Origin of the sequence: Mycobacterium sp. SMC-8, assembly GCF_025263565.1 — a bacterium.
GTDB lineage: Bacteria > Actinomycetota > Actinomycetes > Mycobacteriales > Mycobacteriaceae > Mycobacterium.
In genome coordinates, this window is sequence record NZ_CP079865.1 from 3,225,952 (window position 1) to 3,252,382 (window position 26,431).

The window sequence follows — 26,431 nt, forward strand, 5'->3', positions numbered from 1 at the left end:
TCAGTTGGTGGTGCCGGTGCCCGCGGTCGCGGCTTTGCCGGGCCGGCGTCGACGCCGGCGACGGGCGGGGCGTGCGCCGCCCTCGCCGGCCTCGGCGCCTTGGTTCTCCCCGTCGGGAGCGGTCTGCTCGGCAGCGCCCTCAGGATGTCCGCTGACCGGTTTACCGCCGCGGGTCCGGCGCCGGGTGCGGTTGCGGGCCGGCTTCTCGGCGCGTTCGCGCGGTTCGCGCGGTTCCTTGTCGGCGGTGCGCTTCGGCCTGGCGATCGATCCGCCGGCGTCGGCCGGGATCTTGAGCTCTTCGTAGAGGTGCGGCGAGCTCGAGTAGGTCTCGGCCGGCTCGGGGGTGTCCAGGCCGAGGGCCTTGTCGATCATCTCCCACCGGGGTAGCTCGTCCCAGTCGACTAGGGTGACCGCGATGCCGGTCTTGCCCGCCCGGCCGGTGCGGCCGATCCGGTGCACGTAGGACTGCTCGTCCTCGGGGATCTGGAAGTTGATGACGTGCGTGATGTCGTCGATGTCGATGCCGCGCGCGGCCACGTCGGTGGCGACGAGCACGTCGACCTCGCCCGTGCGGAACGCCTTGAGCGCCTTCTCGCGCGCGCCCTGGCCGAGGTCACCGTGTACCGCACCGACCTTGAAGCCCCGCTCGGCGAGCTCGTCGGCGACCTTCTGGGCGGTGCGCTTGGTGCGGGTGAAGATCATCGTCGCCCCGCGGCCCTCGGCCTGCAGGATGCGGGCGACCATCTCGACCTTGTCGAGTGCGTGCGCTCGGTAGGCGAACTGCTCGGTGGTGTCGTGGGTGGCGGCGGAGTGCGGGGCCTCGGCGCGGATGTGCGTCGGCTGCGTCATGAAGGTGCGGGCCAGCGTGATGATCGGGTCCGGCATGGTGGCTGAGAACAACATCGCCTGCCGCTGCGCCGGGATCTGCTTGAGGATTCGCTCGATGTCGGGCAGGAAGCCCAGGTCGAGCATCTCGTCGGCTTCGTCGAGGACGAGCACGGACAGGCCGCCGAGCTGCAGGTGCCCCTGCTGGGCCAGGTCGAGCAGCCGGCCGGGCGTGCCGACGACGACGTCGACACCCTTCTGCAGTGCTTCGATCTGGGGTTCGTAGGGGCGGCCGCCGTAGATCGCGGTGACCGTGAGCTTGCGGGTGTCGTCGGCCATCAGATACTTCGACGCTCCGACCAGGTCTTCGTAGACCTGGATGCAGAGCTCGCGGGTCGGGACGACGATCAGGGCGCGCGGCGCGCCGGTGAGCGGGCGAGCGGTGTCGGTGGTGATCCGGTGCAGCAGGGGCACGCCGAACGCGAAGGTCTTGCCCATGCCGGTGCGGGCCTGGCCGATCAGATCGTCGCCGGCCAGTGCGAGCGGCAGCGTCAGCTCCTGGATCGCGAAGGCGTGCTCGATACCGTTGTCGGCCAGCGCGCGGACGATCTCGTCACGTACTCCGAGCTCGGCGAATGTGGGATTCGGATGTGTAGTTACAGGTGTCATGCAGGAAACGGAGCCTTTCACTTATTCCTCATGCGTTCCACGCGCGCACGAGTTGTGAAGAGAACTTCGCCGGGCCCTGCGCTGAGGAGGCGGGCCGCCGCGTGCACGCACATTTCCAAGGTGTCTGCGGCCAAAACGGCCGGCGTGACCTGGTTCGATCAGTCGGCTCGAGCGCCGACACCGACTCCATGGTAACCGGTCGATCCCGCAGAAGCGGCATCGCCGGGCCCGGAGTCTAGAGTTGGGCCATGTCTTCGACGCCGTCAGCGGCCGCTTCATCCGCCCAGGCGAGCGAACCGGTGGTCTCGAACGGTTCGCCCGTGACCACGGAGCATCCGGGCATCAACGAACTGTTCGCGCTGCTCGCCTACGGTGAGGTCGCGGCGTTCTACCGCCTGACCGAGGAGGCGCGGATGGCGCCGAACCTGAGCGGGCGGATCAACATGGCCAGCATCGCGGCGGCCGAGATGAACCACTACGAGGTGCTGCGCGACGCGCTGGAGCGCCGCGGCGTCGACGTCGTCCCGGCCATGACCAGGTACGCGTCCGCTCTGGAGAATTACCACCGCCTGACCACCCCCAGCACGTGGCTGGAGGCACTGGTCAAGACCTACGTCGGCGATGCGATGGCCGCCGACTTCTACCTGGAGATCGCCGACGTGATGCCCGCCGAGGTGGCCGACGTCGTGCGGTCCGTGCTGTCCGAGACCGGCCATTCGCAGTTCGTGGTGGCCGAGGTACGGGCCGCGGTGACGGCCAGCGATCGGCAACGGCACCGGCTGGCGCTGTGGTCGCGGCGCCTGCTCGGCGAGGCGATCACACAGGCCCAGTTCGTGCTGGCCGACCACGACGAACTCGTCGACCTGGTGATGTCCGGCGGCGGCCTGTCCCACATGACCGATTTCTTCGATCGGCTGCAGAAGACGCACGCCAGCCGCATGGAGGAACTCGGCCTGGCCTGAAATCCGCTTCTGCCGCCGAAATCGCATTCCGGTAGGTCGCCACTCGAACTTCGGCGGCTGGAATGCAATGTCGGGCGATCGAGTGTCAGCGGGTGCAGTTGGTGATGATCGAGTTGTTGTTCTGCGCGGCGATCAACGATCCGTTCGCGTCGATGATCGCGCAGTTGAGCTGACCGGACATGCTCGTCGCCGTCACCGAACTCAGCGTCACCCCGGGGTTCAGCACCACCGTCTTCGACCACGGCAGCGCGACGTTCACGTCGGTCTGCAACGCACCCTGCGCGTCGGTGTAGATCACGGTGACCAGATCGAGCAGCGGGCGGTTGCCGGTGATGCGGTAGGTCACCGTGCCCGCCGCCGCGGCCGGTGGGGGCGGTGCGGCCTGCGGGGCCGGCAGCACCGGCGCGGGCGCGGCCGGTGCCGGGGTGGGTGCCTCGGCAGTGGGGGTCACCGTGGTGACCGTCTCGGCCGGCAGGGACGGCGACACGGGCGCGGCGGCGCGGGGTGACGGCGTGGACGAGGGCTCCGATGCGGAGCTGGACGGCACCGGAGCGGCCACCGTCGCCGACACCGAGCCGCTGTCACCGCCGCCGAGGATCATGCTCGCGGTGATCACCGCGACGAACAGGATCGCCCCGGCCACTCCGGCGATCCACATCCAGCGGCGGTCGAGCTGCTCCTCGTCGAGGTACTGGTCGTAGTCCTCGGTGTAGCCGTCACCGGGGAACGGCGGCAGTGCGTCGGTGTCCAGGTCCCCGTAACGGTCCGGATCGTCGTCGCCAGGGCTCCCGTAGGAGCCGTATCGCCCACTGCCCCGCGGGCTTCGGATCCGCTCGGTCGGCGTCAGGGAATACGGTGAAGTAGCGGTGTATGGCCTGTTCATTCAGCTTGTCCCAGTCGTCTTTTCCGATTTCGGCCACGATGCTACTGAGGCAGAAGTGACAGATGGGGCTGACGAGGCCCTGCAGGCGGTCACGTTCGGGACTCGGTTGGATCGCTACGGCGTTATGACCGTGCGCGTTCGTTCGCTCGTCGCGTACGCGGGTCCCGGGACCGCCTCTGTGGGCCCACGTCCATTAGCCTCCTTGGAGTACGAGCACACGAACAGAAGGGTTTCCACCGTGGAGGTCAAGATCGGTGTCACCGACAGCCCGCGCGAGCTGATTTTGTCCAGCGCGCAGACGCCGGCCGAGGTGGAGAAGTTGGTCACCGATGCGCTCAGCGGCGATCCGAGCGTCCTGGGTCTGACCGACGAGAAGGGTCGCCGGTTCCTCGTGCAGTCCGCACGGATCGCCTACGTCGAGATCGGCGCGGCGGATTCCCGTCGGGTCGGGTTCGGGGTCGTCGGCGCGGAGGTCACCAAGAGCTGATCGTCGCGGGCCGAGACCGCATCCGCGTCGGGAAAGTTCGAGAAACCCCCGGCCCGGATGCAGTTTCGGCCCGAAACCGGATCAGGACCGCGTCAGCGGCACGTGTGAGAGCCCACCCCAGATGAACTGGACCGTTCCCTCGACGGCGTCGTCCTTGTCGATAGGGCGCTCGGCGTTGAGCCAGTAGCGCGCCGAGTCGACGCTGATGCTGACCAGCCCCACGGCGATCATCCGCGCGCGGTGCGGCTCCAGCCCGGAATCATGGCTGATCAGGTCGAACACCGCGTCGGTGCACGATTCGGTGGCGACCTTGACCTGCGCGGCGACCTGCGGCTCGGTCACGTAGTCATTCTCGAAGATCAGCCGGTAGCCCTGGCTGTCGTGCTCGATGAAGTCGAAGAACGCCTGCACGGCGGCGCGGACGCGCTGCCGGTTGTCGGTGGTGGTGCGCAGCGCCTGGCGCACGCCGGAGACCAGGTTGTCGACATGGCGCTGCAACACCGCCAGGTAGAGCTCCACCTTCGACGAGAAGTGTTGGTAGAGCACCGGTTTGCTGACGCCGGCGCGGTCGGCGATCTCGTCCATGCCTGCGGCGTGGTAGCCGCGGTCGACGAACACCTCGCTGGCCGCGATCAACAACTGGCCGCGGCGTTCATCACGCGGCAGACGGTTGCCACGCCGGGCTGCGCCGGAGGTGCTGGTGCCGTTTGCCGGCTGCCCCCCTCGTCGCTGCGCCGTCTTTGCCAGTTCGCTCATCAGAACCTCGAGATCTACAGCCGGCGCGACCGGCGTCTTGAATTCGCTCGCACTGACACTACTACCGTCGGGCGACCATACGTGTCATGACAGGTGTCACGTCGCCGGTTCGCGCCGTCCCGCCGTTTGCGGTGATCCGGTGGCGTGCCAGCACGGGATGTCCTCTGAGCTGTGTCATCCTGTTCCGGTGACCTACGGACCGGGGCGTCGCGAGGGCGGTCGCGTTCCGGTGCTTCGCGACCAGTGGCGAGAGCCCTTACGTGCCCAGCGTGACCCGCTGGCCGAGCAGCCGGGCCGGGTCCGCTCCAACCGGGACGACCGCAAGCGCTGGCGCAAGCAGACCTGGCTCGGTCGGTTCGTCTCCACGTACGGATGGCGGGCGTACGCGCTGCCGCTGCTCGTCGTGCTCACCGCGGTGGTCGTGTACCAGACCATCACCGGCACCAGCGCTCCGCAGGCGGTCGACGACGAAGGGCCGGTGCAGGGACCGCCCACGATCGGCGTCCCGAGCACGTCCATCGTGGGCGCCCCGCCCAAAGGCCTGACTCAGTTCGACGCCAACCTGCCAACCGGGATCCTGCCCGACGGCGGGCCGTTCACCGCGGCAGGCGCCCGCACCTGGCACGTCGTGCCGGGCGCCACCCCGCAGGTGGGGCAGGGCACCACCAAGGTCTTCACCTACACCGTCGAGGTGGAAGACGGGCTCGACACCACGAGTTTCGGCGGTGACGAGGGGTTCGCCCGCATGGTCAGTGAGACCCTGGCCAACCCGAAGAGCTGGACCCACAACCCGCAGTTCGCGTTCACCCGCGTCGACGCCGCCTCCGGGGTGGTGCCCGATTTCCGGGTGTCGCTGACCTCGCCGATGACGATCCGCGACGGCTGCGGTTACGACATCCAACTCGAAGCGTCCTGCTACAACCCGGCCTTCGAAGGGCAGCCGCGGGTGTTCATCAACGAGGCGCGGTGGGTGCGCGGCGCGGTGCCGTTCCAGGGCGACATCGGCTCGTACCGCCAATACGTGGTCAACCATGAGGTCGGCCACGCCATCGGCTACCAGCGCCACGAACAGTGCACCGAGAACGGCGCGCTCGCGCCGATCATGATGCAGCAGACGTTTTCGACCAACAACAGCGACGCCGCCAAGTTCGACCCCGGCACGGTCACCCCGGACGGGCTGACGTGCCGGTTCAACCCCTGGCCGTATCCGATCGCCTGATCACCGCGGCCGCGCCCGGCTGCGCCTGTCGTCTGCGAGCAGCGGGGAAGCGTCGGGCCCTCGTTGCTGTTGAAACCCTTACCTGCTGAGATGGGTCATACCGCCAACCAAGGAGATAGTCGGTGTCCTCACCGTTGCCGCCGCTGGTCGAGCCAGCGGCTGAACTCACTCGCGACGAGGTCGCGCGCTATAGCCGCCACCTCATCATTCCCGACCTCGGGCTGGACGGGCAGAAGCGGTTGAAGAACGCCCGCGTGCTGGTCATCGGCGCGGGCGGGCTGGGTTCGCCCACGCTGCTGTACCTGGCCGCCGCGGGTGTCGGCACGATCGGCATCGTCGAGTTCGACGTCGTCGACGAATCCAACCTGCAGCGCCAGATCATCCACGGAGTCTCCGACATCGGCCGATCGAAGGCGCAGAGCGCCAAGGACTCGATCGCCGAGATCAACCCTCTGGTGAAGGTCAACCTGCACGAGTTCCGACTGGAGCCCGATAACGCCGTCGACCTGTTCTCCCAGTACGACCTGATCCTCGACGGCACCGACAACTTCGCGACGCGGTATCTGGTCAACGATGCCGCCGTGCTGGCCGGCAAGCCGTACGTGTGGGGATCGATCTACCGTTTCGAGGGGCAGGTCTCGATTTTCTGGGAGGATGCCCCGGACGACCTTGGCCTGAATTACCGCGACCTGTACCCGGAGCCGCCGCCGCCGGGGATGGTGCCGTCGTGCGCCGAGGGCGGCGTGCTGGGCATCCTGTGCTCGTCGATCGCGTCGGTGATGGGCACCGAGGCCATCAAGCTGATCACCGGCATCGGTGAACCGCTGCTGGGCCGGCTGATGGTCTACGACGCGCTCGACATGACCTACCGCACCATCAAGATCCGCAAGGATCCGTCGACCCCGAAGATCACCGAGCTCATCGACTACGAGGAGTTCTGCGGCGTGGTGTCCGACGCTGCGGCCGAGGCGGCAGCCGAGTCGACGATCACCCCGCGCGAGCTCCGTGAGCTGATCGATTCGGGCAAGCCGCTTGCGCTGATCGACGTCCGGGAACCGGTCGAGTGGGACATCAACCACATCCAGGGCGCCGAGCTGATTCCCAAGGGCGCGTTCGAATCCGGCGAGGCGCTGGCGAAACTGAAGGTGGACCGGACGCCGGTGTTCTACTGCAAGACCGGGATCCGCTCGGCCGAGGTGCTTGCCATCGTGAAGAAGGCCGGATTCTCTGACGCACTGCACGTGCAGGGCGGGATCGTGGCCTGGGGCAGGCAACTCGAACCCGACATGGTCATGTACTAACGCTGGGTTGGCGCTCGCGGCAATTAGGCTGTGGCGGTGACCGCCGAGCGACCGCCAGAGCACGTACTCACAGCCTTCGGGCTGTCCGGAGTGCAGCCTGCGCCGCTCGGATCCAGCTGGGAGGGCGGCTGGCGCTGCGGCGAGGTGGTGCTCTCGGTGGTCGCCGACCACGCGCGGGCCGCGTGGTCGGCCAAGGTGCGCGAGACGTTGTTCGTCGACGGTGTGCGGCTGGCCCGTCCGGTGCGGTCGACCGACGGGCGGTACGTGGTCGCCGGCTGGCGCGCCGACACCTACGTGGCCGGGACGCCCGAACCGCGGCACGACGAAGTGGTCTCGGCCGCGGTGCGGTTGCACGAGGCCACCGCCAAGCTGGAGCGGCCCAGGTTCCTGACCCAGCCGCCCGTCGCGCCGTGGGGTGACGTCGACGTGTTCACCGCCGCCGACCGGGCGGCGTGGGAAGAGCGTCCGCTGCATTCACTGCCGCCGGGCGCGCGGGTGGCGCCGGCCACCACCGACGGGCAGAAGTCGATCGAGTTGATCAACCAGCTCGCGACGCTACGCCGGCCGACCAAGAGCCCCAGTCAGCTTGTGCACGGAGATCTCTACGGCACAGTGCTTTTCGCTGGCACCGCAGCGCCGGGCATCACCGACATCACCCCGTACTGGCGGCCCCCGGCCTGGGCGGCCGGTGTGGTCGTGGTGGATGCGCTGGCCTGGGGCGAAGCGGACGACGCGTTGATCGAGCGGTGGTCGGCGCTGCCGGAGTGGCCGCAGATGCTGTTGCGCGCGTTGATGTTCCGGCTGGCGGTGCATGCGTTGCACCCGCGGTCGACGTCGGCGGCGTTTCCCGGTCTGGCCCGCACCGCGGCGCTGGTGCGGCTGGCAGTCTGACCGGGCCACGTCTCCCGCGGAATAGCATTCCTGGCTGCGATTCGTCCCACGATCGCAGCCGTGACCGCTCACTCGGTGATCAGAACGCGTGCCGGTACTCGCGGAGCTGCACCCGTCCGTCCACTGCGAGCACCCCCTCGGCGCGCAGCCGTTCCAGTTGGCGGGTGGCCAGGTGCGCCGCAGGTCGGCCGGACGCCGAGATCACCCGGTGCCACGGCAAATCCGACGAGTCGGTCCGCATGATCCAGCCCACGATCCGCGGGCTCGACAGACCGGCGGCTTCGGCGATGTCACCGTAGGTCGCGACCGCGCCCGAGGGTATCGACGCGACGAGTCCGCGGACCGTCTCGACCTGCTCCTCGGTGATCGCCGCCATGCTCAGCCCAGGTGGTCGCGAATCACCGCGGCGGTCTCGGCCGGCTTGGCCAACGGCACCATGTGATCGCAATCCCATTCCAGCAGTGTGAAATCCGAGCCGAGGCCGGCATCGAGCGCGGCGATCAGCTCGTCACCGGCGTAGGGCGGGTCGGTGTGCAGGGCGCGCACCAGCGTCGTGGGTGTGCCGTCCCGCGGCAGCGGCACCGCGCGGGTCAGCTCGCTCCAGTAGCAGAGCATCGCCGGGATGCTGATGCGCCACCCGACCCGCCCGTTGGGCTGGTCGACGAGGTGTTCGTCGAGTTCCCTGTCCAGCTCCTCCTCGGCGACCTCGCCCCAGGACCCGCCGGCTTTCTCGTCGCGGGCTTCCGCGCGGTCGGTGTAATCGGGGGAGCGGTACATCTCGTCAGCGACCTCACGCATCCAGCGTCCGTCCAGGGCCACCGCGGGATCCAACAGCACGATGCCTTTGATCAGGTCGGGGCGCTGCGCGGCGAGGTTCAGCGCGATCGCCCCGCCGAACGAGTGACCGACCACCACCACCTGTCCGTCGGCCTCGGCGTCCACCAGAGCGGCCAGCGCGGCGACATTGGCCTCGATCGTCCACGGCGCATCCCACGACGAACGGCCGTGGCCCAGCAGATCCGGTGCGATCGCCGGCACGTCGGGCAGATGCCTGGTGAACAGACTCTCCCAGCGTTTGCCGTGGCCGGTCAGTCCGTGGATCGCCAGCACACGGGCAGGGCCGGACGATCCGAAACGGTAGGTGCACAACACATCGGTCACACGTGCAGATGCTGCCAGGTCGACGGGGCCGGGGTCTATCCGAGCGGTGTTGTCGGACCCCCGTGATCTGATGCGTGCATGTCCGCGCCGCACGCCGAACTCACCGCCGAAGTCCTCAGTCGACGGGACGTGCGGGGCACATTCCGCGTGCTGGGCGGGCCCGGCACCGGTAAGAGCACGCTGCTGGTGGACACCGCCGCGGCCCACATCCAGGCCGGGCGGGACCCGGAATCAGTTCTGCTGCTGACAGGTTCGGCCCGGCTCAATACGCAGGCCAGGGCGGCCATCACCACCGCCCTGCTCGGCGCCGGGGGACGCAGCGCCGTGCGCGAGCCGCTGGTGCGCACGGTGCACTCCTACGCGTTCGCGGTGTTGCGGCTGGCCGCCCAGCGCAACGGCAGCCCGCCGCCGCGGCTGATCACCAGCGCCGAGCAGGACGGCATCATCCGTGAGCTGCTGACCGGTGACCTCGAGGACGGCGACGCGTCACCCGTCCGGTGGCCGGAGCGGCTGCGGCCGGCGCTGAGCACCGTCGGGTTCGCCACCGAACTGCGCGACCTGATGGCCCGCTGCAGCGAGCGCGGCGTCGATCCGCTTGCGCTGCAACGCCTCGGCCGGTCCGCAGGCCGGCCGGAGTGGCAGGCCGCGGGCCGGTTCGCCCAGGCCTACGAGCAGATCATGCTGCTGCGGGCGGCGGTGGGTATGGCCGCCCCGCAGGCCACCGTGCCGGCCCTGGGAGCCGCCGAACTCGTCGGTGCGGCGCTGGAGGCGTTCGCCACCGACGCCGACCTGCTGGTCGCCGAGCGGGCGCGGGTGCAGCTGCTGCTGGTCGACGACGCCCAGCACCTCGACCCCCAGGCCGCCCGCCTGGTCGAGGTGCTCTCCGCCGGCGCCGAGCTGACCGTGATCGCCGGCGATCCCCATCAGACGGTGTTCGGTTACCGCGGCGCCGATCCCGCGCTGCTGCGCGGCGACGGGCCCGCACTGGCCCTGACGCGCTCCTACCGGAGTGCGGCTCGGATCGCCGAGCTGATCGCCGCGGTCGGGCGCCGACTGCCCGGTCCCGACGCCGTGCGGGAGTTCACCGGCACGGACGCGGCAGGTTCGGTCGCGGTGCGCATCGCCGCATCCCAGCACGCCGAGTCGGCGCTGATCGCCGACGCCCTGCGCCGGGCGCACCTGGTCGACGGCGTGCCGTGGTCACAGATGGCGGTGATCGTCCGGTCCGTGCCGCGGACGGGCGCCGCGCTGGGCCGCGCACTGGCGGCAGCGGGCGTGCCGGTGGACCTGCCGCAGAACGATTCTCCGCTGGCCGACCAGCCGGCGGTGCGGGCACTGCTGACCGTTCTGGAGGCCACCGCCGACGGCCTCGACGGTGACCGGGCGCTGGCACTGGTCACCGGACCGATCGGGCGCGTCGACCCCGTCTCGCTGCGGCAGCTGCGCCGGGCGCTGCGCCGGGCGGCCCCGGGCGCACCCGGGGCGTTCGGTGATCTGCTGGTCGACGCTCTGCACCGCGACGAGAACTCGTTGCCCGACGAGCAGGCGCGGGCACTGCGGCGGGTCGCCGGGGTGCTGGCCGCCGCCCGGCGCAGCGCTGACGAGGGACGCGACCCGCGCCACACCCTCTGGCAGGCCTGGCACCGTTGCGGCCTGCAACGGCGCTGGCTGGCCGCCAGCGAACGGGGCGGCCCGGCCGCGGTTCAGGCCGATCGCGACCTCGATGCCATCACCGCGATGTTCGACGTGGCCGAACAGTACGTCGCGCGGACCGCCGGCGCGTCGCTGCGCGGCTTGGTCGATCACATCGGCGCGTTGTCGCTGCCGCCGGCCCGGTCCGTCGAGCAGGCGCCGGAGGCGGTCGCGCTGCTGAGCGCGCACTCCGCGTTGGACCGGGAGTGGGAGTTCGTGGTGCTCGCTGGACTGCAGGAAGGCTTGTGGCCCAACGTCGCTCCGCGCGGCGGGGTGTTGGGCACCCAGCAGCTGGTGGACGTCATCGACGGCGTCGTCGACGCCGGGGACCGCGCCCTGTCGAGCCGGGCACCGCTGCTGGCTGAGGAGCGCAGGCTACTGATCGCAGCGATCGGCCGCGCCCGCGGCCGGCTGCTGGTGACGGCGGTCGACAGCGACAGCGGGGACGCTGCGATGCTGCCGTCCTCCTTCTGCCATGAGATCGCCGCGCTGGCCACTGAACCGGCACCTCAGCCGCCGCCGCCGATCAGCGCTCCGAGGGTGCTGGCGCCGTCGGCCGTCGTCGGTCGTTTGCGGTCGGTGGTGTGCGCAGCGCCGGACGCGGTTGATGACATGGAAAGAGCCTGCGCCGCAGCGCAACTGGCGCGTCTGGCCGAGGCCGGGGTGCATGGCGCGGATCCGGCGACGTGGTACGGAGCCCGCGACCTGTCCAGCGCCGAACCGCTGTGGGAGGGCGACGACCACGTGGTGACGCTGTCGCCGTCGACACTGCAGATGCTGTCGGACTGCCCGTTGCGGTGGTTGCTGGAGCGCCACGGCGGATCCCGTGGCCGTGACGTGCGCTCCAGCCTCGGCTCGCTGGTGCACGCCCTGATCTCCGAAGCGGGCCGCACCGAGGCCCAGCTGCTCGATGGACTCGAAAAGGTCTGGGGCGAGCTTCCTTTCGATGCCCGATGGTATGCCGACAACGAACAGGCCCGGCACCTGGAGATGCTGCGTACCTTTCTGCGGTGGCGGGAGGAGACCCGCGGGGAGCTCACCGAGGTCGGCACCGAGGTCGAGGTCGACGGGAAGGTCGGCGAGGCCGACGGCGAGCGGCCGGCCGTGCGAGTGCGCGGGCGACTGGACCGCCTGGAACGCGACAGTGAAGGCCGGCTCGTCGTCATCGACATCAAGACCGGCAAGAGCCCGGTGAGCAAGGACGACGCCCAGAGCCACGCCCAATTGGCGCTGTACCAGCTGGCGGTGGCGGCCGGCCTGCTGCCCGACGGTGACGAACCGGGAGGCGGACGCCTGGTCTACCTCGGCAAGACCACCGGTGGCGGCGCGACCGAACGCCACCAGGACGCGCTGACCGCCGACGGCCGCAGCGAGTGGGAAGCCCAGGTCCACGAGGCAGCCGCAGCCACGCAAGGGCCGGAGTTCGCCGCCCGGATCAACGACGGCTGCGCGCACTGCCCGGTCCGCGCCATGTGCCCGGCGCAGAACACCAGGAGGGACGCATGACGGGTCCGCGGTACAGTCCCGCCGAATTATCCACAGCACTGGGTCTTTTCGAGCCCACCGACGAGCAGGCCGCCGTGATCTCGGCCCCGCCGGGACCACTCGTGGTGATCGCCGGCGCCGGGGCGGGCAAGACCGAGACGATGGCCGCACGGGTGGTGTGGCTGGTGGCCAACGGGTACGCCCGGCCCGGGGAGGTGCTCGGTCTGACCTTCACCCGCAAGGCGGCCGGGCAGCTGCTGCGCCGGGTCCGTGCCCGGCTGGCCCGGCTGGCTGGGGCGGGTCTGATGCTCCCGGCGGGCAGTGCGGATCTCGCCGACGACCCCGTCACGATCAGCACCTACCACGCATTCGCCGGGAATCTGCTCCGCGACTTCGGTCTGCTGCTCCCCGCCGAACCCGACACCAGGCTGCTCGGCGAAACCGAGTTGTGGCAGCTGGCGTTCAGGGTGGTGTGTGAACATCCGGCGGCCCTCGACACCGAGAAGTCGCCGGCCTCGATCACCGACATGGTGCTGCGGTTGGCCGGGCAGCTTTCCGAACACCTCGTCGACACTGCTCAGCTGCGCGACACCCATGTCGAGCTGGAGCGATTGGTGCACCACTTGCCCGCGGGCCGTTACCAGCGCGATCGCGGGCCCAGCCAGTGGCTCCTCCGCATGCTCGCCACCCAGACCGAGCGCACCATGCTCGTCCCACTCATCGACGCGCTGCACCAGCGGATGCGGCAGGAGCGGGTGATGGATTTCGGGATGCAGATGGCCTCGGCCGCGCGGTTGGCCGCGCAGTGCCCGCAGGTCGGCGAACAGCTGCGGCAACGCTACCGCGTGGTCCTGCTCGACGAGTACCAGGACACCGGGCATGCGCAGCGGGTGGCGCTGTCCTCGTTGTTCGGCGGCGGTGCCGACGACGGGCTGGCGCTGACCGCCGTCGGGGACCCGATCCAGTCGATCTACGGCTGGCGCGGAGCCTCGGCGACCAACCTGCCGCGGTTCACCACCGACTTCCCGCTGGCGGACGGCAGCCCGGCGCCGACGCTGGAGCTGCGCACCAGTTGGCGCAACCCGCCCGAAGTCCTGCACCTTGCCAACGAGGTGTCCGTCGAAGCCCGGCGCCGGTCGGTTTCGGTCCGCGCGCTGCAGCCGCGCCCGGGCGCCGAGCCCGGCAGCGTGCGGTGTGCGCTGCTGACCGACGTGGAGGCCGAACGGGAGTGGGTCGCCGAGCAGATCGCGTCGCGGTGGCACGCCGGTTCCGCTTCCGGTGGGGCGGCGCCGACGGCCGCAGTGCTGGTGCGCCGCAACGTCGACGCCGGACCGATGGCCGATGCGCTGACCCGTCGGGGAGTCGCCGTGGAGGTGGTCGGCCTCGCGGGCCTCCTGGCGGTGCCGGAGGTCTCCGATGTGGTCGCCATGCTGCGGCTGGCGGCCGACCCGACCGCCGGGGCGGCGGCAGTGCGGGTATTGACCGGGCCACGGTGGCGCCTGGGCGCCCGCGACGTCGCGGCGCTGTGGCGGCGGGCGGTCACCCTCGTCGACGCGGGCGGTCCCGCGCCCGATGCGGTGTCGACGACCGCCGGGATCGTCGCGCAACTCGGTCCGGACGCTGACGCCGCGTGCCTGGCCGACGCGATCTGCGATCCGGGCCCGGCCGCGGCGTACTCCCCGCAGGGGCACGCCAGGATCGTCGCGCTGGGGCGTGAACTGACCGCGCTGCGCGCCCATCTGGACAGCCCGCTGCCCGAGCTACTCGCCGAGGTGCGCCGCGTCCTCGGTATCGACACCGAAGTCCGTGCCGCACAACCAGTCTCGGCAGGATGGTCGGGCACCGAGCACCTCGACGCGTTCGCCGACGTGGTGGCCGACTTCGCGTCCCGGGGCGCCACCACGGTGTCGGCGCTGCTGGCCTATCTCGACACCGCCGAGCAGGTGGAGAACGGTCTGGCGCCCGCCGAGGTCACGGTGTCAGCGGACCGCGTGCAGATCCTCACCGTGCACGCCGCCAAGGGCCTGGAATGGCAGCTCGTCGCCGTGCCGCACCTGTCCGCTCGGATCTTCCCGTCCACCGCCTCCCCGCGCACCTGGCTCACCGACGCCGCCGACCTGCCCCCGCTGCTGCGCGGTGACTGCGCGGCGGTGTCAGAACACGGCGTTCCGGTGCTCGACACCTCCGACGTCAGCGACCGGAAAGGCTTGTCCGACAAGATCTATGACCACAAGCGCAGCCTGGACCAACGTCGCACCGACGAAGAGCGCCGCCTGCTGTACGTGGCCATCACCCGCGCCGAGGACACGCTGCTGGTGTCGGGCCATCACTGGGGTGCGACCGAATCCAAGCCCAGAGGTCCGTCGACGTTCCTGACCGAACTCAAGGACGTCATCGACGCGTCGATCGCCGACGGAACTCCGTGTGGAACCGTCGACATCTGGACTGACGCCCCCGCCGACGGTGAGTCCAACCCGCTGCGCGACCGGGTGGTCGAGGCCGTGTGGCCGGAAGATCCGCTGGGCGGTCGGCGTGCGCACACCGACCGGGGCGCGCAGCTGGTCGCCTCGGCGATGTCCGCCGAGTCACCACCGGATCCGACACCCGATGTCCACGAATGGGCCGCCGACGTCGACGCACTGCTGGCCGAACGCGAACGTGCCGCCCGGCGGCCGGTGCGTCCGTTGCCGCAGCAGTTGTCGGTCAGCGCGATGGTCGAACTCGGCCGCGACCCGGAGGCGGTCGCCGCACGTCTGCAGCGCCGGCTGCCCCGGCGCCCGGATGCACAGGCCCTGCTGGGCAGCGCATTTCACGACTGGGTGCAACGCTACTTCCAGGCCGAGAAGCTGTTCGATCTCGATGACCTGCCCGGCGCGGTGGACGCCGACCGTGACGATCGTGGCGAGCTGGAGGAGCTGCAGAACGCGTTCGTGGTGTCACCGTGGGCTGCTCGCACCCCGATCGATGTGGAGGTGCCGTTCGACATGATGATCGGCGCACGGGTGGTCCGCGGCCGCATCGACGCGGTCTTCGCCGACGACGACGGCGGGGTCACGGTGCTGGACTGGAAGACCGGCGAGCTGCCGCCGACCGAAGAGGAGTTGCGGCACAATGCTGTTCAGCTCTCGGTGTACCGGTTGGCGTGGGCACGCCTGCATGACTGCCCGCTGTCCTCGGTGCGCGCAGCGTTCCATTATGTGCGGTCCGGACGCACGGTCATCCCGGACCACCTGCCCGACGAGGACGAGTTGATCGCGCTGCTGACCGACCGGTCCCGGGACGGGGAGGTGGCTCAGCTGTCGCGGTAGATTTTCCAGGCCTGCGTGATCATCGGGATCTGCAACGGCAGTCGGGCGATCGCACCCAACCGCATGGGCAGTGACTTGGTCGGGTCGTTGAACCACAGCCGGACCATGTTCACGTTGCCGGGGAACACGCCGACGAACAACGCGATCGCCGACAGCGCGCCGGCCTTGCGGGTCTTCGGCGCCAGCAGCAGTGCGCCCACACCGACCTCGGCGGCACCGGAGGCGTAAGTGTAGAAGCGCTGTGTGCCGGGGAGTTCCGCGGGCACGATCGAGTCGAAGGGCTTCGGGGCGACGAAATGCAGGATGCCCATGCCGACCAGCCAGGCGCCCATTCGGGCGCCGCGTGAGGACTTCGTGATCTGCTGCCGTGCCGTTGGAGACGTGGTCATGATTACATTGTGCTGGTGCGGCTGCCTCACTCCTTGACCGGCCCTCGTGGCTAAGGGACGTCTACGCCGGCGGGTACGCCGGTTCGATCAGGCGCTGGCCGATCTTCCGGTTCACGCGCTCACCGACCGCGTGCAGATCCCGACCGAGACGGTGAGCCCGGCGCGGCGCATCACCGTACGCGTCATCTACGCGCTGGGGGCGCTGTTCGCCGCGGTGCTGATCGTCTACCTCGACCGCGACGGGTACCGCGACAGCCAAGAGAATCCACTGTCCTTCCTGGACTGCCTGTACTACGCGACGGTGTCGCTGTCGACGACGGGTTACGGCGACATCACCCCGATCACCCCGGAGGCGCGCCTGGTCAACGTCCTGGTGATCACGCCGCTGCGGGTGGCTTTCCTGATCGTGCTGATCGGCACCACCGTCGAGACCCTCACCACGCAATCGCGTCAGGTCTATCAAATCCAGCGCTGGAGGAGCAGATTGCGCAACCACATCATCATCGTCGGCTACGGCACCAAGGGCCGCACCGCCGCCGCGGCGATGGTCGGCGACGAGATCGCACCCGGCGACATCGTGGTGGTCGACGAGGACACCGCGGCCCTGGAACGCGCCAAGAGCGCGGGCCTGGTCACCGTTCGCGGCAGTGCCACCGACTCCGAGGTTCTGCGCCTGGCCGGCGCTCAGCACGCCAGGACCATCATCGTCGCGGCCAACCGGGACGACACCGCTGTCCTGGTCACCCTCACCGCCCGCGAACTCGCGCCGAAGGCCAAGATCATCGCCGCGGTGCGCGAAACCGACAATGAACACCTACTCAAGCAGTCCGGGGCGGACTCGACCGTCGTCACCTCCGAGACGGCGGGCCGTTTGCTCGGCATCGCGGTAAAGACCCCCAGCGTCGTCGAGATGATGGAGGATCTGCTCACCCCCGACCGCGGTTTCGCGATCGCCGAACGGGAGGTCACGCCGAAGGAGGTCGGTGGCTCGCCACGCCATCTGCCCGACATCGTGCTCGGTGTGGTCCGCGGCAACAGGCTGATCCGGGTCGACGACCCCGAGGTCGACGCTCTGGAGCCGGGAGACAGGCTGCTCTACATCAGGTCCGCGGACGAGGAGCGATGAGCGCTTGCCGCGAAGAGCAGAAGGCAGCGATGAGCGCTTGCGCCGCGACGAGCCCTCGGGCGAGGAGCCGTCGAGTGAAGAGCAGAAGGCAGCGATGAGCGCTTGCGCGAAGAGCAGAAGGCAGCGATGACACCTTTCCGGCTACGCAATGTCCCGCTGCTGTCCCGGGTTGGCGCCGACCGCGCCGACACGTTGCGCACCGATGTCGACGCCGCGGTCGCCGGATGGCCCGACGCGCTCTTGCTGCGGGTAGACCGGCGTAACCAGGTGTTGATCTCCGGCGGCCGCGCGGTGCTGAATCGCGCCGTGTCCGCCGGTGCCGCCCCGCCCGAGGACGCCGTGTTTCTCGGCAAGCTCGGCGACGGCACCCACGTGTGGGCGCTGCGCTCGGAGCTCGAACCCCCGGAGGACTCCGACGCCCCGCTCGAAGTGCTCGACCTGCGTCGCACCGGCGAGGTGTTCGACGACGTCAGCGCTCAACTGGTCGCCACCGCGACCGCGCTGCTGAACTGGCACGACCATGCCCGCTTCAGCCCGGTCGATGGTGCCCCGACCACGCCGATCAAGAGCGGCTGGGCGCGGATCAACGCGGTCACCGGTCACGAGGAGTTCCCGCGCATCGACCCCGCGGTGATCTGCCTGGTGCACGACGGGCACGACCGCGCGGTGCTGGCCCGACAGACGGTGTGGCCGCCGCGGCTGTTCTCGATTCTGGCCGGCTTCGTCGAGGCGGGGGAGTCGTTCGAGTCCTGCGTGGTGCGTGAGATCGCCGAGGAGATCGGCCTGACCGTCACCGACGTCGAGTACCTGGGGTCTCAGCCGTGGCCGTTCCCGCGGTCGCTGATGGTCGGTTTCCACGCCCTCGGTGACCCCGAGCAACCGTTCTCCTTCAACGACGGCGAGATCGCCGAAGCCGCATGGTTCACCCGTGCCGAGATCCGCGAGGCGCTCGACCAGGGGGACTGGAGTTCGGGCAGCACCTCGAAACTACTGCTGCCCGGGTCGATCTCGATCGCGCGGGAGATCATCGAATCCTGGGCCGCGCTGGACTGACGTCGCCGGAGCCGGGCCCTGCGAGTTATCCGGCCAGCTTGGCTTTGACCTGCTTGATGCTCGGATTGGTCAGCGTGGAGCCGTCGGTGAACTTCACCGTCGGCACGACGTGGTTGCCTCCGTTGACCGACCCGACGAACTCCGCGGCGGAGGGATCGGCCTCGATGTCGACCTCGGTCCAGCTGATGCCCTCGGACTTCAACGCCATCTTCAGACGCGAGCAGTAGCCGCACCACGTGGTCGTGTACATGGTCAGGGTGGCTTCGTCAGCGCTCATAAGCCCATCAACGTAGCCGACGCGCCCGACATGCCCGTCCCGAGGTCCGCGCTTGTCGGGGCACGCTGACATGATGGTCGGCATGCCCTCGACAGCCTCTCGTGACCGGCTGCTGGGTGACCTCGACTCCGAACAGCGCGAGGCGGTGCTGGCGCCCCGGGGCCCGGTCTGCGTGCTCGCCGGTGCGGGCACCGGGAAGACACGCACCATCACCCGCCGCATCGCCCATCTGGTGACGGCCGGCCACGTCGCCCCCGGTCAGGTGCTGGCGGTCACCTTCACCCAGCGCGCGGCCGGGGAGATGCGGGGCCGGTTGCGCGCCCTTGACGAGGGCGCAGGCACCGGCGCGGTGCAGGCGCAGACGTTTCACGCCGCCGCCCGGCGCCAGCTGTCGTATTTCTGGCCGCGCGTGGTCGGCAACACCGAGTGGCAGCTGATGGACAGCAAGTTCGCCGTCGTCGCCCAGGCCGCCAACCGCACCGGGCTCCCTACCGGCACCGACAATGTCCGTGACCTCGCCGGGGAGATCGAGTGGGCCAAGGCGTCACTGATCACTCCGGAGGCCTACGCGCAGGCCGTCGCCGAGGTCGGCCGCGACATCCCGTTCGACGCGGAGAAGGTCGCGACGGCCTATGCCAACTACGAGACCCTCAAATCACGCCGAGAAGGCATGGCGCTGCTGGACTTTGACGACCTGCTGTTGCACACCGCCGCCGCCATCGAGAACGACAGCGCGGTGGCCCAGGAGTTCCGTGACCGGTACCGCTGCTTCGTCGTCGACGAGTACCAGGACGTCACGCCGCTGCAGCAGCGCGTGCTCGACGCCTGGCTGGGCGGCCGCGACGACCTGACGGTCGTCGGCGACGCCAACCAGACCATCTACTCGTTCACCGGCGCCTCACCGCGCTACCTGCTCGACTTCTCGCGACGGTTCCCCGAGGCCGCGGTGGTGCGGCTGGAGCGCGACTACCGCTCCACCCCGCAGGTCGTCTCGCTGGCCAACCGGGTGATCGCGGCCGCGCGCGGGCGGATGGCGGGCAGCCGGCTACACCTGATCGGCCAGCGCCCGCCGGGGCCCGAACCGGTGTTCAAGGAGTATCCCGACGAGGTCGCCGAAGCGACCGCGGTGGCCCGCAGCATCGGCAAGCTCATCGAATCCGGTACTGCCGCTTCGGAAATCGCCGTGCTCTACCGCATCAACGCTCAGTCAGAAGTCTACGAGGAGGCCCTCACCGAGGCCGGCATCGCGTTTCAGGTGCGCGGCGGTGAGGGGTTTTTCAGCCGCCAGGAGATCCGGCAGGGCCTGCTGGCGTTGCAGCGCGTCGCCGAGCGCGGCCACATCGAGGATCCGCTGCCCGAACTGGTGCGCGCCACGCTGGAGCCGCTGGGCCTGACAGCGGAGCCACCCGCAGGCGTCAAGGCCCGCGACCGCTGGGACGCCCTGACCGCGCTCGCCGAGCTCGTCGACGACGAGGTGGCCCAACGTCCGCATCTGGATCTTCGGGGACTCCTCACCGAGTTGCGGCAGCGCGCCGACGCCCGCCACCCACCTGTGGTGCAGGGCGTCACCCTGGCCTCGCTGCACGCCGCCAAGGGCCTTGAGTGGGACGCGGTGTATCTGGTCGGGCTGGCCGACGGCACCCTGCCGATCAGCCACGCGCTCGCCCACGGCCCCGACAGCGAGCCCGTGGAGGAGGAGCGTCGCCTCCTCTATGTCGGAATCACCAGGGCGCGTGTGCATTTGACGCTGAGCTGGGCGCTGGCCCGCAACCCGGGCGGTCGGCAGGGGCGGCGGCCGTCCCGGTTCCTCAACGGCATCGCGCCGCAGTCCCAGCGGGACGACGGGCCCAGCAAGCCGCGGAAGCCTCGTGGACCGGCGCCGCGCTGCCGGGTGTGCAACGCGCCGCTGACCACACCGCCGGCGATCATGTTGCGCCGGTGCGAGAGCTGCCCTTCGGACATCGACGAGGAACTGCTGGCCGAGCTGAAGGATTGGCGGCTGCGGGTCTCCAAGGAGATGAGTGTGCCCGCGTACGTCGTGTTCACCGACAACACCCTGATCGCGATCGCGGAATCGCTGCCGTCCGACGACGCCGCGTTGGTGGCCATCCCCGGTATCGGCGCCCGCAAGCTCGAGCAGTACGGGCCGGACATCCTCGCACTGGTCAAAGGCCGCCAAAAAGCGTAAAGATCGCGCCAAAAGCGCTGGTCAAAAATGTGTTGTGCGATTTTGCTGCTAACCTCTAGCCTCAGAACACGCAGACCACGGCCTTGTGCGAGAGGAGGGTGCCCATCATGAACAGCAACGTTTTCACGGTTGCCGGCGTAGCTGCCGCCATGTCGCGGACCCTCCCTGCCCAGTTCTGGGCACGTCCCGCTCATCCCATCACCGCCGCAGCCGTCGCCGCCGCGCCGCGTAAGCGCCGCGCCGCCGCCGGTGCGATTGCGTCCGTGGGGGGCTACCTCTAGGTAAGCCCCCAACCGCCAACCAGGCCACGGACCCGCAATCACGGATCCGTGGCCTTCGTCGTTTCTGGTCGCAGATCCCCGAGAAGTTCACAGCACAGACAGCACCAACGACCAGGAAGCAGAGGAGCGACATGTCTTCGCCGACATGCGAGAAGACGAAGTTAACGGTGCCGTGTCATGTCGAGGACCCCGATCTGTGGTTCGCCGAGGATCCCCAGGATCTGGAACGGGCCAAGGGGCTGTGTGCGGACTGCCCGATCCGGCGCGAATGCCTCAACGCTGCGCTGCAGCGTCAGGAGCCGTGGGGCGTCTGGGGTGGTGAGATCCTCGACCGGGGTGCGGTCATCGCGCGCAAGCGGCCCCGCGGACGGCCAAGAAAGGACGCCAAAGAAACTGTGGCCGCGTGAGATTCAGTCGGCCCCGGCGCTCACACCGCGTCGGGGTCGGCGAATCCGGGCACCTTCTCCATGGCGATACGCCGGGTGTCGACGTGCGCGTCGAGCTGGCAGGAGATCGCGACGATGGATGCGATCACCCGCATCGGGATCGCCAGCTTCGGCGGGATGTCCATCTGCCGGGCCGTTTTGATCTGGCCGGCAGCTTTGTCCAACTCCAGGGCGGTCATCTTCTGCAACCACCGCCGGGTGTAGTGGAACACCGGCACCTCCAGCGGTTCGACGTACTGCTTGAGCATGTCGTCGATCTCGCGGGTGGAGACCCGCTGACCCTTCTGGATGAAGCCGGCCTTCTCCATGGTGGGCAGCAACTTGTCGTAGTTCTTGTCCACCGCGTAGCGCAGGATCTGGCCGAGCTCGACGGGCCAGCCGCCGGGCATCGGGGCGACGGCGCCGAAGTCGATGACGCCCATCTTGTCATCGGGCAGCAGCATGAAGTTCCCGGGGTGGGCGTCGCCGTGCACCATCTCGAGCCGCGTCGGTGCGTCGTCGCAGAACTCGAACAGCCGGGTGGCCATCAGGTCGCGCTGCTCCTGGGTTCCCTCCCGGATGATCTGCGACAGCGGGATGCCTTCGATCCACTCCTGGATGACGACCTTCGGCGCGCTGGCGACCACGCGCGGCACCACGAAATGTGGGTCGCCCTCGTAGGCCTTCGCGAACGCGCGCTGGTTGTCGGCCTCCAGTCGGTAGTCGAGCTCCATCTCGGTACGTTCGATCAGCTCGTCGACCACCCCCTGCACGTCGGCGCCGGGGGAAAGCTGCTTGAGCACACTGACCATGCGCTGCATGGTCTTGAGGTCGGCGCGCAACGCCTCGTCGGCGCCGGGGTACTGAATCTTGACCGCGACCTCGCGGCCGTCGGACCAGACGGCCTTGTGCACCTGGCCGATGCTGGCCGATGCCACCGACTTGTCATCGAAGGACTGGAAGCGTTCCCGCCACTTGGTGCCCAGCTGCTGGTCGAGAACCCGGTGCACCTTGGCGGCCGGCAGTGGTGGCGCCTCGCGCTGCAGCTTGGTCAGTGCCTCCCGGTAGGGCTTGCCGTACTGCTCGGGAATGGCGGCTTCCATCACCGACAGGGCCTGGCCGACCTTCATCGCGCCACCCTTGAGCTCGCCGAGCACGGTGAACAGTTGCTGCGCCGCCTTGTCCATCAGCTCGGCGTTGACCTCGTCTTTCGACTTGCCGGTCAACCGCTTGCCGATGCCGAGCGCGGCACGTCCTGCCATACCGACGGGCAGCGACGCCAACTTCGCGTTGCGCGCCGCGCGCCCGCGCTTGATCTCACTCACCGGTCCATCATCCATGACGGCGCTGAACTTCGACCAACGACTTGGCAACGCGCGATGTCAGCATGCGCAGTCCGGATGCCGCGACCAGCGACGCGCAGTCACCGATCCACTGGTCACCTCGAACTCCAGTGTGGTGTCCAGGGTCGCGGGGCTGTCGGCGCGCTCACCGCGCACCGCGCGGATGACGTGGTCGATCTCGTGGAGCGCAAGCGCGGCGGTGGCCAGCAACGTGGCCCGGTCCGCGCTGCCGACTGTGCGGCACAGCTGCGCGGCGACGGCGGGCCAGGCGGCGTCACGGTCACTGCGGTGCAGGTCCGCGCAGCGCAGGCAGCTGGTGGCGCCGGGAATCACCAGCGGCCCGATCAGCCCGGTGCCGTCGCGCACCCGCACCGGCAGGTGCGCCACACCCCCGTCGTGCAGTTCACGCACGACCCGCGGATCGGCGACCAGGTAGTCGGCCAGCACCACCAGATCGGCCTGCGTGGTCGAGGCGTGGGTCCGGCTGCTGAGGCTGACCCGCACATTCGAGCAGCGAAGCGATGCGGTGAGCAGATCGGTCAACGGGCCGTCGCCGTGCACCCGCACCGAGGCCGCGCGGGCGTCGGCCGGGGCAGCGGTGACGACGCCGCGGTCGACGAGATGGCTGAGAAGACCCGCGACGACGGTTTCGGCCACGCCTCGACCGGCGGCCAGCCTCTGCAGCTCCGGCGCGGTCGCCGCACCCTGCAGCGCCCGCAGCAATTCGGCCAGGACCGCGGCGGACAGCCCGGCGGGCGGGTGCACGATGACCGCGCGCCGCGGATCCCACCCGACCTGCACGGTGCCGTCTGGGCGGGACAGCACCGGGGTGGCGGTGCTCAGCGCGTACCGCGTCATGCATTGACAGTGTCATGGCGCGACGTCGGCGGGCGCAGTTATCCACAGGGCCGGTCTCACCCGCGAGGTCGCCCTGGCCCAGCCGGCGAGAACGCATGGGCTACGGATCACCCACCTCGTCGGAGGGGCACACCAGCCCCAAGAGCCACAACTATCCGCGTTTTTCAGGGGTCTACTCGGACTTTCCCTGCAGAGCGTGGAAATTTGTGACGGTTGTGACTTCGACCATGGGCGGACGGGTTGAGGGGTCAGGCCTTCGGGTCGTCGTGCCCCTCGTCACGTCCGCCGTCGCCGGTTTCTTCGCGGGGACCCTCGTCCTGTCCCCCGGAAAGCGCCTCGCCGAAAGCCTGCTCGATCGCGCTGTCGATGTCACTGGTGTCCCCGCCGATCATCTGGTCGATAAAGGCGGCCGGCTCGTCGAGGTCGGCGGCACTGGGCAGCAGGTCGGGGTGCTGCCACACACTGTCGCGGGCGTCGGCGCCGACGGCCTCGGTGAGCTTGCGCCACAGGTCGGCGGCCTCGCGCATCTTGCGGGGACGCAGTTCCAGGCCGACCAGGGTGGCGAACGTCTGCTCCGCCGGCCCTCCGGTCGCACGCCGGCGGCGCAGCATCTCGGACAGCGCCGACGTGCCGGGGATGCGGTCGCCGAGCGCATCGGACACCACGGTCTGCACCCAACCCTCGATCAGCGCGAGGGTGGTCTCCAGCCGTTCCAGCGCCGCGGTCTGCTCCGGGGTGGCCTTCGGCTCGAAGATGCCCTGGTTGAGCAGCTGCTCCATTTCGGACGGATCGGTCAGCGACGCCGGGTTGAAGCCGCGGGCGAACTCCTCGATCCCGGACATGTCGATCTTGGTGCCCTTGGCGAACGCCTCCACGGCGTTGAGCAGCTGGGTGGACAGCCACGGCACATGACTGAACAACCGGTGGTGGGCCGCCTCCCGGGCGGCCAGGAACGTGACGATCTCGCTGCGCGGCTGCTCCAGTCCCTCGGCCAGCGACTCCACCGCCTCGGGCATCAGCGCGGCGACTCCCTTGGGGCCCAACGGAAGACCGATGTCGGTGGAGGTCAGCACCTCCTTTGACAGCGTGCCCAGCGCCTGACCGAGCTGTGAGCCGAACGCCATCCCGCCCATCTGCGACATCATCGACAGCAGCGGCCCGGCCATCGCCTTGGCCTCCTCGGGCAGGGCCTGCGCCCACACCGTCGAGATCTGCTCGGCCACCGGATCGCACAGCCGCTTCCAGGTCTCCATGGTGTTGTCGATCCAGTCGGTCGGTGTCCACGCCGCCGTGCGGACGGTGCCCGCGGGCAGCGGGGTGACACCGTCGAGCCAGGTCTCGGCAAGCCGCACCGCGTCGGCGATCGCGGACGCGGTCTGTTCCGGCACGGGCGCGACGAAGCCGATCGAGTTGGACGCCAGCTGGCGGGCCAGGTCGTAGTTGACCGGGCCGGCGGACTTGCCGCCCGCCATCGACGTGCCTGCCCCGCTGAACATCTCGCCGAGTTTGGAGAAGATCTGACCCAGCTGCGACATGTCGAACTCGCCGCCGGGGAAGGCGCCGCCGAACGGGTCCCCACCCGAGTTGGGGTCCTTCTTGGGTTTGTCGCGGTCGGGGTCGTCCCCGGCGGAGAAGCCGAAAGGCAGGTCAGCCATGCCCTCAACGGTACTCACCCGGGACCCAGCGTGCGGGTGGCCGGGTCACGCTGAGAGTGAACCGGGGTGGTCTTCGCGGCCGGCCGCGGTCGCCGACCTTTACTGTGGGCGGCGTGAACAGGCGGATTTCCACGCTGGTCGTCGCGCTGGTGCCCATCCTGATCTTCGGGGTGTTGCTGACATTGGTGACCGTGCCCTACGTCGCGCTCGGCCCGGGGCCGACCTTCGACACGCTCGGGGAGGTCGACGGCAAGGAGGTCGTCGCGATCGAGGGCGCCGACGTTCACAAGACCTCCGGGCACCTGAACATGACCACGGTGGCCCAGCGGGACGGTCTGACCCTCGGTCAGGCGCTGATCTTCTGGGCCTCGGGTCGCGATCAACTCGTCCCGCGCGAGCTGGTGTATCCGCCGGACAAGACCAGGGAAGAGATCGACGAGGCAAATACCAAGGACTTCCGCCAGTCCGAGGACAGCGCCGAGTACGCCGCGTTGCAGTACCTGAAGTACCCGATGGCCGTCACCGTGGAGAGCATCGACGAGGACGGCCCGTCAAAGGGCAAGCTGCAGGCCGGTGACGCCATCGACGGGGTCAACAACATCCCGGTGGCGACGCTGGAGCAGTTCCAGGAGCTGCTCAAGGACACCAAGCCGGGGGATACCATCGTCGTCGACTATCGCCGCAAGAATGCGCCGATGGGCACCACCGAGATCACGCTGGGTTCCCACCCGGAACGCGCCCAGGGCTTCCTCGGGGTCAACGTGCTCGACGCGCCCTGGGCGCCGTTCGCCATCGACTTCAATCTGGCCAACATCGGCGGACCGTCAGCAGGACTGATGTTCAGCCTGGCCGTGGTGGACAAGCTGACCACCGGCGACGTCAACGGCGGCAAGTTCGTCGCGGGCACCGGCACCATCAGCGGTGACGGCAAGGTCGGCTCCATCGGCGGCATCACCCACAAGATCGCCGCCGCCCGGGACGCCGGGGCCACCGCGTTCCTGGTGCCCGCCGACAACTGCGCCGAAGCCAAGACCGCCGACGCCGACGGCATCGAGCTGCTCAAGGTGGACACTCTGGAGCATGCGATCGACGGGATGCGCACGCTTTCCGCTGGTGGTGAACCCCCCCGCTGCTGAATCACGGGCACAGGGCCGATGCGTAGAGTGATGTCTAAGTTGTCACACCTGAAGATCTGCT

23 protein-coding genes are annotated in these 26,431 nt (G+C 69.4%); 13 read left to right on the forward strand and 10 right to left on the reverse strand.

The window, feature by feature from the left end:
* Positions 1-1,494, reverse strand: a complete 1,494-nt coding sequence (locus KXD97_RS15670) for a DEAD/DEAH box helicase (RefSeq protein ID WP_260757750.1) — start codon at positions 1,492-1,494, stop codon at positions 1-3.
* Between the two features lie 248 nt (positions 1,495-1,742).
* On the opposite strand from KXD97_RS15670, the gene KXD97_RS15675 reads away from it, so the two are divergent.
* Positions 1,743-2,456, forward strand: coding sequence for a ferritin-like domain-containing protein (locus KXD97_RS15675; protein ID WP_260757751.1), 714 nt, complete (start codon positions 1,743-1,745; stop codon positions 2,454-2,456).
* A gap of 85 nt (positions 2,457-2,541) precedes the next feature.
* Here the strand turns inward: KXD97_RS15675 and KXD97_RS15680 are convergent, their stop codons facing one another.
* The gene (locus KXD97_RS15680) at positions 2,542-3,339 is read right to left on the reverse strand and encodes a hypothetical protein (RefSeq protein ID WP_260757752.1); all 798 of its coding nucleotides are present in this window, start codon (positions 3,337-3,339) and stop codon (positions 2,542-2,544) included.
* Between the two features lie 238 nt (positions 3,340-3,577).
* On the opposite strand from KXD97_RS15680, the gene KXD97_RS15685 reads away from it, so the two are divergent.
* Complete coding sequence (locus KXD97_RS15685) at positions 3,578-3,826, forward strand: DUF3107 domain-containing protein (protein WP_260757753.1); 249 nt, start codon at positions 3,578-3,580, stop codon at positions 3,824-3,826.
* An 81-nt stretch (positions 3,827-3,907) separates the two neighbouring features.
* On the opposite strand, the gene KXD97_RS15690 is transcribed toward KXD97_RS15685, so the two are convergent.
* Entirely contained in the window at positions 3,908-4,582 is a 675-nt protein-coding gene (locus KXD97_RS15690) for a TetR/AcrR family transcriptional regulator (RefSeq protein ID WP_260757754.1), read from the reverse strand.
* A gap of 187 nt (positions 4,583-4,769) precedes the next feature.
* On the opposite strand from KXD97_RS15690, the gene KXD97_RS15695 reads away from it, so the two are divergent.
* The 3 genes from KXD97_RS15695 (at position 4,770) to KXD97_RS15705 (ending at position 7,993) form a co-directional block, all read left to right on the forward strand.
* The gene (locus KXD97_RS15695) at positions 4,770-5,801 is read left to right on the forward strand and encodes a DUF3152 domain-containing protein (protein ID WP_396885308.1); all 1,032 of its coding nucleotides are present in this window, start codon (positions 4,770-4,772) and stop codon (positions 5,799-5,801) included.
* A gap of 122 nt (positions 5,802-5,923) precedes the next feature.
* Positions 5,924-7,102, forward strand: coding sequence for an adenylyltransferase/sulfurtransferase MoeZ (gene moeZ / locus KXD97_RS15700; protein WP_260757755.1), 1,179 nt, complete (start codon positions 5,924-5,926; stop codon positions 7,100-7,102).
* A gap of 36 nt (positions 7,103-7,138) precedes the next feature.
* The gene (locus tag KXD97_RS15705) at positions 7,139-7,993 is read left to right on the forward strand and encodes a TIGR02569 family protein (protein ID WP_260757756.1); all 855 of its coding nucleotides are present in this window, start codon (positions 7,139-7,141) and stop codon (positions 7,991-7,993) included.
* Between the two features lie 79 nt (positions 7,994-8,072).
* Here the strand turns inward: KXD97_RS15705 and KXD97_RS15710 are convergent, their stop codons facing one another.
* Positions 8,073-8,369, reverse strand: coding sequence for an MGMT family protein (locus KXD97_RS15710; protein WP_260757757.1), 297 nt, complete (start codon positions 8,367-8,369; stop codon positions 8,073-8,075).
* A 2-nt stretch (positions 8,370-8,371) separates the two neighbouring features.
* On the reverse strand, positions 8,372-9,154 hold the full coding sequence (locus KXD97_RS15715; RefSeq protein ID WP_260757758.1) for an alpha/beta fold hydrolase: 783 nt from the start codon (positions 9,152-9,154) through the stop codon (positions 8,372-8,374).
* A 78-nt stretch (positions 9,155-9,232) separates the two neighbouring features.
* On the opposite strand from KXD97_RS15715, the gene KXD97_RS15720 reads away from it, so the two are divergent.
* Both KXD97_RS15720 and KXD97_RS15725 read left to right on the forward strand, forming a co-directional pair.
* On the forward strand, positions 9,233-12,352 hold the full coding sequence (locus KXD97_RS15720) for an ATP-dependent DNA helicase (RefSeq protein WP_260757759.1): 3,120 nt from the start codon (positions 9,233-9,235) through the stop codon (positions 12,350-12,352).
* Positions 12,349-15,639 (forward strand): ATP-dependent DNA helicase, encoded by a 3,291-nt coding sequence (locus tag KXD97_RS15725; protein WP_260757760.1) that lies wholly within the window; start codon positions 12,349-12,351, stop codon positions 15,637-15,639. Before KXD97_RS15720 ends, KXD97_RS15725 begins: the two co-directional genes overlap by 4 nt.
* On the opposite strand, the gene KXD97_RS15730 is transcribed toward KXD97_RS15725, so the two are convergent.
* Positions 15,624-16,028, reverse strand: coding sequence for a hypothetical protein (locus KXD97_RS15730; protein WP_260757761.1), 405 nt, complete (start codon positions 16,026-16,028; stop codon positions 15,624-15,626). The two genes, KXD97_RS15725 and KXD97_RS15730, sit on opposite strands and share 16 nt — an antisense overlap.
* Positions 16,029-16,074: 46 nt before the next feature.
* On the opposite strand from KXD97_RS15730, the gene KXD97_RS15735 reads away from it, so the two are divergent.
* Together KXD97_RS15735 and nudC are read left to right on the forward strand one after the other, a co-directional pair.
* A complete protein-coding gene (locus tag KXD97_RS15735) occupies positions 16,075-17,154 on the forward strand; it encodes a TrkA family potassium uptake protein (RefSeq protein WP_260757762.1) in 1,080 nt (359 codons plus the stop codon).
* Positions 17,155-17,280: 126 nt separating this feature from the next.
* Positions 17,281-18,207 (forward strand): NAD(+) diphosphatase, encoded by a 927-nt coding sequence (gene nudC, locus KXD97_RS15740; protein WP_260757763.1) that lies wholly within the window; start codon positions 17,281-17,283, stop codon positions 18,205-18,207.
* A 25-nt stretch (positions 18,208-18,232) separates the two neighbouring features.
* On the opposite strand, the gene mrx1 is transcribed toward nudC, so the two are convergent.
* Positions 18,233-18,484, reverse strand: coding sequence for a mycoredoxin Mrx1 (gene mrx1 / locus KXD97_RS15745; protein WP_260757764.1), 252 nt, complete (start codon positions 18,482-18,484; stop codon positions 18,233-18,235).
* A gap of 82 nt (positions 18,485-18,566) precedes the next feature.
* On the opposite strand from mrx1, the gene KXD97_RS15750 reads away from it, so the two are divergent.
* The 3 genes from KXD97_RS15750 (at position 18,567) to KXD97_RS15760 (ending at position 21,360) form a co-directional block, all read left to right on the forward strand.
* Positions 18,567-20,672, forward strand: a complete 2,106-nt coding sequence (locus tag KXD97_RS15750) for an ATP-dependent DNA helicase UvrD2 (RefSeq protein WP_260757765.1) — start codon at positions 18,567-18,569, stop codon at positions 20,670-20,672.
* Between the two features lie 107 nt (positions 20,673-20,779).
* Positions 20,780-20,953, forward strand: a complete 174-nt coding sequence (locus tag KXD97_RS15755) for a hypothetical protein (RefSeq protein ID WP_260757766.1) — start codon at positions 20,780-20,782, stop codon at positions 20,951-20,953.
* A gap of 131 nt (positions 20,954-21,084) precedes the next feature.
* Positions 21,085-21,360 carry a WhiB family transcriptional regulator gene (locus KXD97_RS15760; RefSeq protein WP_260757767.1) on the forward strand — a complete coding sequence of 92 codons (276 nt, stop codon included), beginning with the start codon at positions 21,085-21,087 and terminating at the stop codon, positions 21,358-21,360.
* A 20-nt stretch (positions 21,361-21,380) separates the two neighbouring features.
* Here the strand turns inward: KXD97_RS15760 and KXD97_RS15765 are convergent, their stop codons facing one another.
* From KXD97_RS15765 to KXD97_RS15775, 3 genes are all read right to left on the reverse strand, one after another.
* Positions 21,381-22,718: an AarF/ABC1/UbiB kinase family protein gene (locus KXD97_RS15765; protein WP_260757768.1), complete on the reverse strand. Its 1,338-nt coding sequence runs from the start codon at positions 22,716-22,718 to the stop codon at positions 21,381-21,383.
* Between the two features lie 42 nt (positions 22,719-22,760).
* On the reverse strand, positions 22,761-23,579 hold the full coding sequence (locus KXD97_RS15770) for a cyclodehydratase (RefSeq protein WP_260757769.1): 819 nt from the start codon (positions 23,577-23,579) through the stop codon (positions 22,761-22,763).
* Positions 23,580-23,827: 248 nt separating this feature from the next.
* The gene (locus KXD97_RS15775) at positions 23,828-25,234 is read right to left on the reverse strand and encodes a zinc-dependent metalloprotease (protein WP_260757770.1); all 1,407 of its coding nucleotides are present in this window, start codon (positions 25,232-25,234) and stop codon (positions 23,828-23,830) included.
* 113 nt (positions 25,235-25,347) lie between these two features.
* On the opposite strand from KXD97_RS15775, the gene KXD97_RS15780 reads away from it, so the two are divergent.
* Positions 25,348-26,370 (forward strand): PDZ domain-containing protein, encoded by a 1,023-nt coding sequence (locus KXD97_RS15780; RefSeq protein WP_260757771.1) that lies wholly within the window; start codon positions 25,348-25,350, stop codon positions 26,368-26,370.
* Positions 26,371-26,431 lie beyond the last annotated feature (61 nt).

Bases quoted from the DNA above. Each gene is read 5' to 3' on its own strand.
- KXD97_RS15670 (WP_260757750.1), bottom strand. From the start codon at position 1,494: ATGACACCTGTAACTACACATCCGAATCCCACATTCGCCGAGCTCGGA.
- KXD97_RS15675 (WP_260757751.1), top strand. From the start codon at position 1,743: ATGTCTTCGACGCCGTCAGCGGCCGCTTCATCCGCCCAGGCGAGCGAA.
- KXD97_RS15680 (WP_260757752.1), bottom strand. From the start codon at position 3,339: ATGAACAGGCCATACACCGCTACTTCACCGTATTCCCTGACGCCGACC.
- KXD97_RS15690 (WP_260757754.1), bottom strand. From the start codon at position 4,582: ATGAGCGAACTGGCAAAGACGGCGCAGCGACGAGGGGGGCAGCCGGCA.
- KXD97_RS15710 (WP_260757757.1), bottom strand. From the start codon at position 8,369: ATGGCGGCGATCACCGAGGAGCAGGTCGAGACGGTCCGCGGACTCGTC.
- KXD97_RS15720 (WP_260757759.1), top strand. From the start codon at position 9,233: ATGTCCGCGCCGCACGCCGAACTCACCGCCGAAGTCCTCAGTCGACGG.
- KXD97_RS15725 (WP_260757760.1), top strand. From the start codon at position 12,349: ATGACGGGTCCGCGGTACAGTCCCGCCGAATTATCCACAGCACTGGGT.
- KXD97_RS15730 (WP_260757761.1), bottom strand. From the start codon at position 16,028: ATGACCACGTCTCCAACGGCACGGCAGCAGATCACGAAGTCCTCACGC.
- nudC (WP_260757763.1), top strand. From the start codon at position 17,281: ATGACACCTTTCCGGCTACGCAATGTCCCGCTGCTGTCCCGGGTTGGC.
- mrx1 (WP_260757764.1), bottom strand. From the start codon at position 18,484: ATGAGCGCTGACGAAGCCACCCTGACCATGTACACGACCACGTGGTGC.
- KXD97_RS15750 (WP_260757765.1), top strand. From the start codon at position 18,567: ATGCCCTCGACAGCCTCTCGTGACCGGCTGCTGGGTGACCTCGACTCC.
- KXD97_RS15755 (WP_260757766.1), top strand. From the start codon at position 20,780: ATGAACAGCAACGTTTTCACGGTTGCCGGCGTAGCTGCCGCCATGTCG.
- KXD97_RS15760 (WP_260757767.1), top strand. From the start codon at position 21,085: ATGTCTTCGCCGACATGCGAGAAGACGAAGTTAACGGTGCCGTGTCAT.
- KXD97_RS15765 (WP_260757768.1), bottom strand. From the start codon at position 22,718: ATGGATGATGGACCGGTGAGTGAGATCAAGCGCGGGCGCGCGGCGCGC.
- KXD97_RS15770 (WP_260757769.1), bottom strand. From the start codon at position 23,579: ATGACGCGGTACGCGCTGAGCACCGCCACCCCGGTGCTGTCCCGCCCA.
- KXD97_RS15775 (WP_260757770.1), bottom strand. From the start codon at position 25,234: ATGGCTGACCTGCCTTTCGGCTTCTCCGCCGGGGACGACCCCGACCGC.